General features: G+C 64.0%; 11 protein-coding genes. 7 read left to right on the top strand and 4 right to left on the bottom strand.

Annotation, left to right across the window (positions count from 1 at the left end):
* Positions 1 to 83 precede the first annotated feature (83 nt).
* From urtB to urtE, 4 genes are read left to right on the top strand one after another with little or no spacing between them, the layout of a single operon-like run.
* Positions 84 to 1670, top strand: a complete 1587-nt coding sequence (gene urtB, locus AC07VI_RS12545; protein WP_492994925.1) for an urea ABC transporter permease subunit UrtB — start codon at positions 84 to 86, stop codon at positions 1668 to 1670.
* Complete coding sequence (gene urtC, locus AC07VI_RS12550; RefSeq protein WP_492994923.1) at positions 1667 to 2788, top strand: urea ABC transporter permease subunit UrtC; 1122 nt, start codon at positions 1667 to 1669, stop codon at positions 2786 to 2788. The genes urtB and urtC overlap by 4 nt, the downstream gene beginning before the upstream one ends.
* The gene (urtD, locus tag AC07VI_RS12555) at positions 2785 to 3615 is read left to right on the top strand and encodes an urea ABC transporter ATP-binding protein UrtD (RefSeq protein WP_086148025.1); all 831 of its coding nucleotides are present in this window, start codon (positions 2785 to 2787) and stop codon (positions 3613 to 3615) included. Before urtC ends, urtD begins: the two co-directional genes overlap by 4 nt.
* Positions 3616 to 3617: 2 nt before the next feature.
* Positions 3618 to 4316, top strand: a complete 699-nt coding sequence (urtE, locus tag AC07VI_RS12560; protein WP_086148024.1) for an urea ABC transporter ATP-binding subunit UrtE — start codon at positions 3618 to 3620, stop codon at positions 4314 to 4316.
* Between the two features lie 5 nt (positions 4317 to 4321).
* Here the strand turns inward: urtE and AC07VI_RS12565 are convergent, their stop codons facing one another.
* The gene (locus AC07VI_RS12565; protein WP_086148023.1) at positions 4322 to 4906 is read right to left on the bottom strand and encodes a chromate transporter; all 585 of its coding nucleotides are present in this window, start codon (positions 4904 to 4906) and stop codon (positions 4322 to 4324) included.
* Complete coding sequence (locus AC07VI_RS12570) at positions 4903 to 5484, bottom strand: chromate transporter (protein WP_492994920.1); 582 nt, start codon at positions 5482 to 5484, stop codon at positions 4903 to 4905. Before AC07VI_RS12570 ends, AC07VI_RS12565 begins: the two co-directional genes overlap by 4 nt.
* Before the next feature lie 219 nt (positions 5485 to 5703).
* Here AC07VI_RS12570 and AC07VI_RS12575 point away from each other — a divergent pair, with 219 nt between their 5' ends.
* Entirely contained in the window at positions 5704 to 5925 is a 222-nt protein-coding gene (locus AC07VI_RS12575) for a hypothetical protein (protein WP_086148021.1), read from the top strand.
* Positions 5926 to 6340: 415 nt separating this feature from the next.
* Here AC07VI_RS12575 and AC07VI_RS12580 read toward each other — a convergent pair whose 3' ends face one another.
* Together AC07VI_RS12580 and AC07VI_RS12585 are read right to left on the bottom strand one after the other, a co-directional pair.
* Positions 6341 to 6916 carry a response regulator gene (locus tag AC07VI_RS12580; RefSeq protein ID WP_226935879.1) on the bottom strand — a complete coding sequence of 192 codons (576 nt, stop codon included), beginning with the start codon at positions 6914 to 6916 and terminating at the stop codon, positions 6341 to 6343.
* A 361-nt stretch (positions 6917 to 7277) separates the two neighbouring features.
* The gene (locus AC07VI_RS12585; RefSeq protein WP_086148020.1) at positions 7278 to 7820 is read right to left on the bottom strand and encodes a phosphohydrolase; all 543 of its coding nucleotides are present in this window, start codon (positions 7818 to 7820) and stop codon (positions 7278 to 7280) included.
* 226 nt (positions 7821 to 8046) lie between these two features.
* On the opposite strand from AC07VI_RS12585, the gene AC07VI_RS12590 reads away from it, so the two are divergent.
* On the top strand, positions 8047 to 11190 hold the full coding sequence (locus AC07VI_RS12590; protein ID WP_492994917.1) for an NAD(P)/FAD-dependent oxidoreductase: 3144 nt from the start codon (positions 8047 to 8049) through the stop codon (positions 11188 to 11190).
* On the top strand, positions 11187 to 12125 hold the full coding sequence (locus tag AC07VI_RS12595) for an alpha/beta hydrolase (RefSeq protein WP_099420949.1): 939 nt from the start codon (positions 11187 to 11189) through the stop codon (positions 12123 to 12125). Before AC07VI_RS12590 ends, AC07VI_RS12595 begins: the two co-directional genes overlap by 4 nt.
* Position 12126 lies beyond the last annotated feature (1 nt).

Consider the following 12126-nt stretch of genomic DNA (forward strand, 5'->3'; position numbering starts at 1 on the left):
GGGGTCGGACCCTCAGGGTCCGACCCCAGTCGTCGCCTTTGGGGGCGGCATACGCCCCCGTGCAATCATTCTTTGGAACGCACATGCAGCTTCTCCCCAAACTGCTGGTCCTCGCCTGCCTGTTGCTATCCTCGCTGGCGCAGGCCGCCATCCCTTCCGACTTGCTCAAGCCGCTCGCGGGCGACGATCCCGACGCCAGGGTCGCCGCCGTGGCGCAGATCGCCGCCCTGGCCACGCCCGAGGCCGCCAAGGTGCTGCAAGCGCTGCAGGATGACGCCTTGTATGCCGCGCCCGATGGCAAGGTGTATATCGTCGACGGCGGGCAGGCGATTGACCCGGCAAGCGGCCGGAACGTGCCGTTGCCCGACGGTATCGACGGCGTGATGGTCAACAACCGCTTGCGCGCGGCCGTGGCGGGCGCCCTGTCGGGCTTGCAGCTGCTGGCACCGCAGCGGGCCACGCGGCTGGCGGCCGCGCAAGCCTTGCAAAAAGCGGTCGATCCCGCGCAGCTCCCCCTGATCCGCACCGCGCTGGCGCGGGAAAGCGACGCTGAAATTCAACAACTATTGCAAGTGCTGATCGCCAGCGCCAACCTGCATGCGCCCGATGCCGCCACGCGCAAGGCCGCCGTGCAGGCGCTGGCCGGCAGCAGCGATGCGCGCCTGCTGCCCGTGCTGCAAGCCATGCTGGAGCAGGGCGGTGAACCGGATGAAGCCGTGCAGCTGGCCGCCATCGAGACCCTGCGCCAGATCAAGGGCAGGGTGGCGCGCATGGAATTGGCCGGCAATGTGTTCTATGGCATTTCGCTGGGCAGCGTGCTGCTGCTGGCCGCGCTGGGCCTGGCAATCACCTTCGGCCTGATGGGCATCATCAACATGGCGCATGGCGAATTGCTGATGACAGGCGCCTACACGACCTATCTGTGCCAGCTGTTCTTCCGTGCCTACCTGCCCGGCATGCAGGACGCCTACCTGCTGGCCGCTCTGCCGGCCGCCTTTCTGACGGCGGGACTGGTGGGCGTGGCGCTCGAACGCACGGTGATCCGCTGGCTGTACGGGCGGCCGCTGGAAACCCTGCTGGCCACCTCGGGCATCAGCCTGATCCTGATGCAGCTGGTGCGCACCATCTTCGGCGCGCAAAACGTGGAAGTGGCCAACCCGGCCTGGATGTCGGGCGGCGTGACGGTGCTGGGCGGCCTCGTGCTGCCGTACAACCGCCTGGCCATCATCGGCTTTGCCGTCGTTGTCGTGGTGGCCGTGTGGCTGATCCTGAACAAGACGCGGCTGGGCCTGTTCGTGCGGGCCGTCACGCAAAACCGCCGCATGGCCGATTGCGTGGGCGTGGCCACGGGCAAGGTCGACATGCTGACCTTCGGCCTCGGTTCCGGCATCGCGGGCCTGGGCGGCGTGGCCCTGTCGCAGCTTGGCAATGTGGGGCCGGACCTGGGCCAAAGCTACATCGTCGATTCCTTCATGGTGGTGGTGCTCGGCGGCGTGGGCCAGCTGGCCGGCACCGTGGTCGCCGCGCTGGGACTGGGTGAAGTCAACAAATTCCTCGAACCGGTGGCGGGCGCCGTGCTGGCGAAGATCGCCATTTTGATATTCATCATCATTTTCATCCAGCGCCGGCCGCAGGGCCTGTTTGCCATGAAGGGACGCAGCGTCGAATGACTACCTCCTATCCGATCAAACAGGGCCTGTTCGCGCGGCCCGTCTGGCTGGCCATTGCCGCCTGCACGCTGATGGCGGCGCTGTTGCCGATTTTTAATCTGGCGTTTGCCGAAGGGCATGCGCTGCACGTATCGGCCTACACGGTGGCGCTGGTGGGCAAGTTCATGTGCTACGCGCTGGCCGCGCTGGCGCTGGACCTCGTCTGGGGCTACACGGGCATTTTGTCGCTGGGCCACGGCGTTTTTTTCGCCTTGGGCGCGTATGCGCACGGCATGTACCTGATGCGCGCCATCGGCGACCAGGGCCAGTACCACAGCAGCTTGCCCGATTTCATGGTCTTTCTCGATTGGAAAACTTACCCGTGGTACTGGGCCTTCACGGAACATTTCTGGTATTGCATGGCCCTTGTCGTGCTGGTGCCGGGCGTGCTGGCGTTTGTGTTCGGTTACTTTGCCTTTCGCTCGCGCATCAAGGGCGTGTATTTTTCCATCATCACGCAGGCGATGACGTATGCCTTCATGCTCTTGTTCTTCCGCAATGACACCGGCTTTGGCGGCAACAACGGTTTCACGGATTTCAAGACGATACTGGGCCACAGCATCACGGCGCCCGCCACCCGCGCCGTGCTGTTCCTGCTGACCCTGGCCATCCTGCTGGCGGCCCTGATCGGCGCGCGCGCCATCGTCACGTCGAAACTGGGCAGGGTGCTGCAGGGCGTGCGCGACAGCGAGGCGCGGCTGATGTTTCTCGGCTACAACCCGCTGTGGTTCAAGCTGTTTGTCTGGACCCTGTCGGCCGTGCTGTGCGGCATTGCCGGCGCCCTGTACGTGCCGCAGGTGGGCATCATTAACCCGTCCGAGATGTCGCCCGCCAACTCCATCGAAATGGTCGTGTGGGTGGCCGTCGGCGGGCGCGGCACCTTGCTCGGCCCGATCGTGGGCGCCTTCACCGTCAACGGCTTGAAAAGCTGGTTCACGGCGGCATTGCCGGAACTGTGGTTGTTCGCGCTGGGCTTGCTCTTCATCGGCGTGACCCTGTTCATGCAGCAGGGCATGCTCGGTGTATTGCGCAAGATCAAATCCAGGAAAAGCGCCGCCGTGGCAGAGGAGGCCGCATGAGCATCCGCATGTTGCCCGGCATGGCCGGCACGGAAGCGGGGCCGACATATTCGCGTGTAAAGGGCGAGGGCGTCGACACGACCCATGGCGCGATTTTGTACCTGGAAGACATCAGCGTGTCGTTCGACGGCTTCAAGGCCATTAATAAACTGAGCCTCGATATTTCCGTGGGCGAGTTGCGCTGCATCATAGGCCCGAATGGCGCGGGCAAGACGACGATGATGGATGTCATCACGGGCAAGACGCGGCCCACGTCCGGTACGGCCTGGTTCGGTCAGACCATGAATCTGGCGACGATGACGGAAGCGCAGATCGCCCATGCGGGCATCGGCCGCAAGTTCCAGCGCCCCACCGTGTTCGAGCAGCATACGGTGTTCGACAACCTGGAACTGGCCATGAAGATGGACAAGCGCGTGGCGCCCACCCTGTTTGCGCGCCTGTCTTCCGAGCAGGCAGGCAGGATCGAAGCGATCTTGCGCCTGATCCGCCTGCATGGCCACGAAGCGCGGCCGGCGGGACTGCTGTCGCACGGGCAAAAGCAGTGGCTGGAGATCGGCATGCTGCTGATGCAGGAGCCGCAGCTGATTTTATTGGACGAACCGGTGGCCGGCATGTCGGATGCGGAAACGGCGCGCACGGCGGAATTGCTCAATGAATTGCGCGGCAAGCATTCGATCATGGTGGTCGAGCACGACATGGGTTTCGTCACGGACATTGCGCAACAAGGCATCGTCACCGTGCTGCATGAAGGGGCCGTGCTGGCGCAGGGACGCATGGACGAGGTGCAAGCGGACGAGCGCGTGATCGACGTCTATCTGGGAAGGTAACCATGCTCGAAGTGCAAGAATTGAATCAATACTATGGCTCCTCGCACACCTTGCGCGGCATCAATTTGTCGGCGCGCAAGGGCGAATGCCTGGCCTTGCTGGGGCGGAATGGCGTGGGCAAGACGACCTTGCTCAAATGCCTGATGGGCGTGCTGCCCGTGGCGCAGGGCAGGGTCGTGCTCGATGGCCGCGACATCACGGCACTGGCGCCGCATGCGCGGGCCAGGCTGGGCATGGCTTACGTGCCGCAGGGGAGGGATATCTTTGCGCGCCTGACGGTCGAGGAAAACTTGCTGATGGGCATGGCGGTGAAACGGGGCAGGCAAGGTTCGCGCATCGATCCCCATGTGTATGAGTTATTTCCTGTATTAAAAGAGATGCTGGCGCGGCGCGGCGGCGATTTGTCCGGCGGGCAACAGCAGCAGCTGGCCATCGCGCGCGCCCTGCTGGCCCGGCCGCAGCTGATCATCTTCGACGAACCGACGGAAGGGATTCAGCCGTCCGTCATCAAGGATATCGGCAGGGTCATTGCCCTATTGAAACAGCGGGGCGATATGGCCATCGTGCTGTGCGAACAGTATTTCGACTTCGCCCGCGAGCTGGCCGAGGAATTCATCGTGCTGTCGCGGGGGCAGGTGGTGGCCAGCGGCAGGGCGGAACAGATGGATGGCGAGGACGTGAAGCGCCACCTGGCCGTGTAGGCCTGCTACACGAGCTGCAGCCAGCCGAGGATGGCGCCGCCCGCCAGCAGCCACAATAAATGGATCTTCGTGCGCCAGATGATCAGGCCAGCCACGATGGACAAGCTCCACAGGGGCCAGTCCGTGGCCAGGGTATGGTTGGCGCCGCCCAGTATCATGCCGGTGGATATCAGCAGGGCGACGACGATGGGCGCCATGCCTTGCTTGAAGGCGCGCACGGGGCGCAGGTCGCGGTTGCGGTAGCCCCACTGGGCCGCCACGTAGGTGAGGGTGGTGCTGGGCAGCATGATGCCTACCATCGTGATGAATACGCCAAGATACGCGGCCGTGTAGCTGCCCGCGTTCATGCCCACGTTCCAGCCCATCAGGGCGACGAACAGCACGTTGGGACCCGGTGCGGCTTGCGCGATGGCGATCGACTCATTGAACTGGGCCTGCGTCAGCCAGCCGTGCTGTTCCACCAGGAAGCGGTGCATTTCGGACGTGGTGGAAATGGCGCCGCCGATCGACATCAGCGACAGCATCAGGTAGTGGCCGAACAGGTTCAGCCAGTCGCCCGCGCTCAAGGCCAGTTGCAGGGGCGGATTCATGAAGACAACTTCCGGTACGTCAGCAGGCAGCCGATGCCGCCCAGTCCCAGCAGGATGTACAGCAGGGGCCAGCGGAAGACCGCCACCGTCAGCACGCCCAGCACGACCAGGGGCAGGGTCAGCCACAGGGGCAGCGGATGCTTGCCCAGCGCGGCGGCCAGTTTCACGCCCGTGGCGGCGATCATGCCGGCCGACACGGCGGCCATGCCGCGCAGGGCGCCGGCCATCTGCGCATTGTCGCCAAAGCGCGTGTACAGCACGCCCAGCAGCAGGACGACGACGAGGGGCACGGCCAGCATGCCGGCCAGGGCCGTCAACGCGCCTTTCAAACCGAAATAGCGCCCGCCCACCATCAGCGACAGGTTCACCACGTTCGGTCCCGGCATGATTTGCGCCACGGCCCAGTCTTCCAGGAACTCTTCTTGCGTGAGCCAGCGCTTGCGTTCCACCATCTCGCGCTGGATCACGGCCAGCACGCCGCCAAAGCCTTGCAGGGCCAGCCACGTAAACGAGAAGAACAGGTCGGCAAGCGAGGCGGGCTGCGGGCGGGACGGGGCGGGCGGAAGGGGCGAGGGCATGGCTGATTATCGCCGTGGCCGAGCGCCCTTGTCCATCGCTTTCGGCTGCAGTTGTGCCTGCAAGAAAAAAACGTGACTCATGTTTCCCTGCCATTGACATCGAGAATTTATCAGCAATACTTTTATGGGCAATACGACCGCTGTCCATGTCCGCGCTGACGCGGTTCGCACCGCCATGCCGTCTCCCCCTCCGTTCCCCCTTCGCAGGAGTTGCTCACCATGCCTAATTCCCCAGAAACGCTGCATATGCCCGTCAAAACCGTGGTGCTGCACGCCCGGGTCGATCAGAAGATGTGCGATATCGTCAACCTGGGCATTGCCGTGCAAGCCGCCTTCAGTACCTTGTGTGCGCTGGAATACCTGAAGTCATACAATCTGTCGCCCGAGCTGATCGAACGCGTGCTGTTGCATCCGGAGCAGCGCCGCCAGGCCTTGCATTGAATGGCCGCGGGCAACAGTGTTGCCCGCATTCACGATCGGACGTTGTCGAATTGCTCATTACGGCTCAGTTATGCACAAATGATGAGCGAGCGAAATTGGCGAAATAATTTTCCTGTGATTATGTGTGAGTTTCTAAGTTGTTGATTTTGTTGATTTTTATTTTTGCTGTTTGATTGAGCAGTTTATTGAAAGCCGCACTGGCTGCGGCTTTGAAGGCTGTCAATAGGCGCTTATCCACAAAGATATCCACAGTCCGTGTGGATATCTGAAAAAGCGCTTAACAATCCGCCACTTAGGATATTTTGACAAATCCGCGCGCGCCATCGGCCCCCGCGCGGCAGCAAAACAGGGCATGGCGCAACGCTGTATGCCCATCCAGTGCTCTTGTTTTATGACTGAAAGTAGCGCGCGCCGTTCACGGCGTGTCGCTGCGCCGGGCCAGGGCGGCGGCCAGGTCGGCCAGTTGCTGCTCGGCTTCGCGCAGGGTGGCGTAAGTGCGCAGCGAGGCGATCACCGTGGTAAACAGCTTGCGCGTGGTCAAGTCCGTCTTGCACCAGAAATCGTTGATGTCGTAATCGATGATGATGCGGTGTTCCAGCGCCTGGCCCGGCTGTCCCGTGCGCAGGATGATGCGCACGGCGCTGTTGTGCAGTTCTTCGCGGATCTGGCGCGCCACTTGCAGGCCCGCATCCTGCGTTTCCATGATGACATCGAGCAGCACGACGGCGATATCGGGTGTGCCGCGCAGCACGGCCAGCGCTTCGGCGCCCGAATATGCATGCAGGAAACTCAGCCTGCGTCCCTGGAAGCTGGCCTGGCTGAGGGCGAACTTGGTTACCACGTGCACATCGACATCGTCGTCGACGATGAGTACGCGCCACGGCGGCGCGCTGGCCTGCTCGGAGGCGGCGCCGGCATGCTCCAGCGGCTCATCCATCAGCCAGTCGGGTTCATCGGCCGCCTTGGCGGCGCTGTCGCTATCCATGTCCATGCGTTTTCCAGCGTTGATCGTGCTTGCCCATTCACACTATGCCAGTCTACCGGGTTTGTCAAAACAATGCTGTCGAAGCAAGGCATTTGCGTATCCGCGCCCCTTATGCACAGCAAAATATATTTTCATTGCAGCAGGGTAACTTTGCTCAAGCGCAAAATCCTGATTGTAAGTCCTTGATTTTATTGGGGTAAAAAAATGCCTGTGAAAACGGCAAATTGTTGAAACCCGCATCAATGCTGGCGTTGCGGCTTGTCAAGAGGGGCTTATCAACAACTTTATCCACAGTTGCTGTGGATATCTAAAAAAGCCGTGCAAAAACCGGGACTTGGAACCCGATGATCAGGGAGCGCGTGAACACTCACGCGGCCAGGCCTTCCCCGGCCAGTGCCGCAAATGCCTGCAGGAAGCGCTGCTTGGCTTCGGCCGGCCCCATGGCGTCGATTATACCGGGCAGGGGGGCGATGTCGTCAAGGTAGGCCCAGCGCTCGGCCGAGTGGGGCATCAGGTCGCGCTTTTCCGTCGCCAGCGCGATCAGGTCGGCCCGCTTGATGGGCGCGTAATCGGAAAAATCGATGCCATAGGTGGCGGCGATGATGGCGCTCACCTTGTCTTCCAGCGCGGCAAACTCCGGCAGCAGCACTTTCAGCGGCTTCACCATGTCGCCCAGGTAAGCCTCGGCCGCGTCGTGCAGCAGGGCGGCCAGGCGCAGCGGCGGCGGCACCAGGCTGGCGACGATCAGGCTGTGCTGGGCAACGGAATAAAACACTTGCGTCTGGCCATTGAAGCGGCACTGGTAAGCGAGGCCGTGGGCGATGTCCTCGATGGCGACCTTGTCGATGTGCGGGCGCAAGGGATAGAAACGGTTGCCGGAATAAGTGGAAACGTAGTCGGTGGTAATCATTGCCTGTGCCTGGATACTCAAGAGGTTTCATCGTACACCCGATGGCCGGGGCGCGCCCCGGCCGCCGTACGCAAGCCGTGCGCCCTGCGCAAGCGGTTTCCTGCCGGGACGGAAACTAAGCTATGCATCTTGGCAAATCCTTTAATTTATTTCATATCATTCATTGTTCTTTCTCAATACACTGTAGCAATCTTGTTTGTCTGAAACTTCAATGAGGAGCAGGGCAATGGCGGCGCAACCTTCGGCAAGACCTTCGTATATCTATCAGGGCGGTTCGGTGATGATGCACTCGCCGCTGCGGCTGAAACAGTCGGAAATGTACGGCTATTTCGTCAGGGGCGACCTGGCCAGGCTGCAATCGACCGTCAATACCACCCTGAACCAGGTGGCGGGCAGCAGGATGACCCTGAAAGCCCTGTCGCCCTACGTGATGCTGACCTTCACGCGCGTCAACCATGCCGATTCCGCCAATCCCGTCGACCAGGCCAAGGGCTGGATCACGGAAGTGGACATCGTCACCTGGATCATGGTGGGCCAGATGGATGAGCACGGCAAGCTCGCGCACATCTACTGGTATCCGTGCCATATTTTCGTCGATGACGCCATGGCCCTGATCAACGGGCGCGAGCTGTTCGGCTATCCGAAATACCTGTGCGACTACGAGATTCCCGCGGCCGGCAGCGAGCCGCTGCGCTGCTCCGTGGCGGCCAAGGGCTTTCAGCATTTCTCGCCGGAAACGAAACTGGCCCTGCATCCGCTGCTGGAAGTCAACGCCACCGTGCAGACGGGGCCGCACAAGAGCGTCAACAGTTTCCTGGAACTCATCGAACAGGCCTTCAAGATCTTCCTCTCCATTCCCGATTTCTTTGACATGGATCAGGCCGGCTGGGCCGACATCCTGTCGCTGCTGCGCAATCCGCGCATCGACCAGATCTTCCTCAAGCAATTCCCCGACAGCGCGGGCGTGCAGGCCGTGTACCAGGCGCTGGTGGCCGCGCCGGCCGAGATCAACCGCCTGCACAGCGCGCGCCTGCTCGGCTATGAATACGAGTGCACGGTACACGCCTTCGACAGCTTCCCGCTGGAGCAGACCCTGGGCTTGCAGCTGGGGCCGCAGGCGGCGATCTTGCCGTTCAATGTGAGCTTCGATTTCACGGCCATGCCGGGCGAGGAACTGGTCGACAATTCCCGCATCGCGCCGGAAAAGATCGCCATCCTGGGCGGCGGCGTGGCCGCCATGACCACCGCGTATTATCTGACGAACCAGCCGGGGTGGCAGAACCGGCACGACATCACCGTCTACCAGCTGGGCTGGCGCCTCGGCGGCAAGGGCGCCAGCGGGCGCAACGCGCAGGCGGGCCAGCGCATCGAGGAGCATGGCCTGCACATCTGGTTCGGCTTTTATGCGAACGCCTTCAGGATGATCAAGGAAGCCTACGCCAGCCTGGAACGCCCGCCCGGCGCGCCGCTGGCCACCTGGCGCGACGCCTTCAAGCAGCACGATTACGTGGCCCTGTCCGAAGACGTCAAGGGCCAGTGGCGCAACTGGTCCATCGTCTTTCCCGCCTTGCCGGGCGAACCGGGCGAGGGCGGCGAAGACATCACCCTGTGGCAGATGGCCATCGCCATGGTGGGCTGGATCGAGCAGTGGCTGCGCCAGATCCGGCAGGTGGCCGACGCCGATGCGCGCATCGTGCGCGCCAGCGCATCGCAAGGAGAGGGCGTGTGGCCGGGCTGGCTGCGCCGCCTGGCCGACGCGGTGGTGGGGCAGGCCGATGAACTGGGGCTGGACGTGGGCCTGTCCGTCGGCGCGCTGGCCGCGCTGGTGGCCGACCTGGCGCCGGACTCCGCGCGCCACGACCAGGCCCGCCACCAGCTGCTGGCCGGTACCCTGAACGGCATCCGCGCCTGGCTGCGCCTGCGCTACCGCGCATTGATCGACGGCGACGATGAACTGCGCCGCCTGTTCATCTGCCTGGACCTGGGCATCACGGTCATGAAGGGCATGTTCGACGATGGCGTCTTCAGGAACGGCTTTGACGTCATCAACGACATCGATTTCCGCGACTGGCTCAAAAAACATGGCGGCGACGAGCAGTTCAGCGTCAATTCGGCGCCGGTGCGCGGCTTTTACGACCTGGTGTTCGCCTACGAGGGCGGCGATTTTGCGAAACCGAACATCGAGGCAGGCACTTTGCTGCGGGCGATGGCGCGCATCGGCCTGGCCTACAAGGGCGGCATCATGTTCAAGATGCAGGCCGGCATGGGCGACACGATCTTCACGCCGCTGTACCAGGTGCTGAAAAAGCGCGGCGTGAAATTCAAGTTCTTCCAGCGCGTGGAAGAACTGGTGCCGGGCGCGGGCGACATCGACAGCATCCGCATCAGCGAGCAGGCGCAGTTGAAGGACCCGGCCGCCGGCTATGCGCCGCTGGTGGACGTCAAAGGCCTGGCCTGCTGGCCCAGTGCGCCCGATTATGCGCAGCTTGATCCCGCGCAAGCGGCGCTGCTGCAAGCGCAGGAAGTCAACCTGGAATCGTACTGGAGCGACTGGCCGCAGCAGTACCAGCAGGCGTTCGGCCGGCAGCTGCCCGTCACGGTACTGAAGAAGGGCGTGGACTTCGACAAGGTGGTGTTCGGCATTTCCATCGGTGCGCTGCCCGCCCTGTGTCCGCAGTTGCTGGCGCAAAGCCCGGCCCTGCAGCTGGCGTCCGACAAGGTGAAAACGGTGGCCACGCAGGCCTATCAGGTGTGGCTCAACAAGAACCTGGCGCAGATGGGCTGGACCACGCAGCCGAAGGGCCAGCAGCCGGTGCTGTCGGCCTTCACGGAGCCGTACGACACGTGGGCGCCGATGGACCAGTTGCTGGCGCGCGAGGACTGGCCGGCGGGGCTGGAGCCGAAAAACGTCTCCTACTTTTGCAGCGCCTTCCCCGTCGACAGCTACCCGCCCGTCACCGACACGGCATTTCCTGCCCGCTGCGCGGCCAGGGCGAAAGCGGGCGCGCTGCACCAGCTGGAGCGCGAAATCGGCGCGCTGTGGCCCGAAGCGGGCGCTCCCGGCGCGTTTCCGTGGCAATGGCTGGTCGACGCCAGGGCGGGCACGGGCCCGGCGCGCTTCGACAGCCAGTACTGGCGCGCCAATGTCGACCCGTCCGAGCGCTACGTGATGTCGGTGGTGAACAGCACGCAGTACCGGCTGGCCACCGACCAGTCGGGTTTTTCCAACCTGTTCCTCACGGGCGACTGGATCAGGACGGGCCTGAACGCGGGCTGCGTGGAGGCGGCCGTGATGGCCGGCATGCAGACCTCGCGCGCCATGACGGGCTATCCGGCCGTGATCCAGGGAGAGACAGACTTCCAGGCATGATGGCGCTTTATTCAATCCTGCGCGAGGGCGCCCAGCGAGGCCTGCTGTTCCTGTGCTTGATCCTGCTCAAGCAGCACGCGGGCGCGGCGCCGCCCGGCGCCATCGTGCTGTGGCCCGGCGCGCCGCCCGGCGGCGCGGCGCCGGGGCCGCAGCGCGACAGCGCCAAAGGCGCCATCACGCAGGTCGGGCAGCCGTATCTGATCGTGCACCGGCCGGCGCAGCCGAACGGCATGGCCATCCTCCTGGCCAGCGGCGGCGGCTATGCGCGTGTCGAAGCGGGCAAGGAGAGCGGCCCGGCGGCGGCCTGGCTGCAAACGCAGGGCATCACGGCGTTTGAACTCGTGTACCGCCTGCCGCAGGAGGGCGGCGGGGTGGCCGCGCCGTTCCAGGACGGCCAGCGCGCCATGCGCGTGATCCGCGCGCGCGCCGCCGAGTGGCGCATCGACCCGGCGCGCATCGGCATGCTCGGCTTTTCCGCCGGCGCGCACCTGGCCGGCATGACGGCCGTCCAGCCGGACGCCGCCCTGTATGCGCCCGTCGATGCGCTCGATGCGGTGTCGGCGCGGCCCGACTTTGCCGTGCTGCTGTATCCCGTGCTGACCATGCAGCCGCCATTCGACACGACGCAGGCGAAGCGGCAGCTGCTGGGACGCCACCCGGCGCAGGCGGCGCGCGACGCGCTGTCGGTGGAGCGGCAAGCCGATGCGCGCGCGCCGCCCATGTTCATTGCGCAGGCGCTCGACGACGGCATTTCTCCGCCCGGGAACAGCGTGCTGATGGCGGCGGCCCTGCGCCGCGCGGGCGTGCCTGTTGAACTGCACCAGTTCCGGCACGGCGGCCATGGCTGGGGCCTGGGCCAGCCGGGCAGCGAGCCTGCCGCCTGGCCGCGGCTGCTGCTGGCGTGGCTGCGGACGCGTGGCTGGCTGGCCGATTGAA

It is taken from the genome of Janthinobacterium sp. GW821-FHT03A03 (assembly GCF_059421435.1).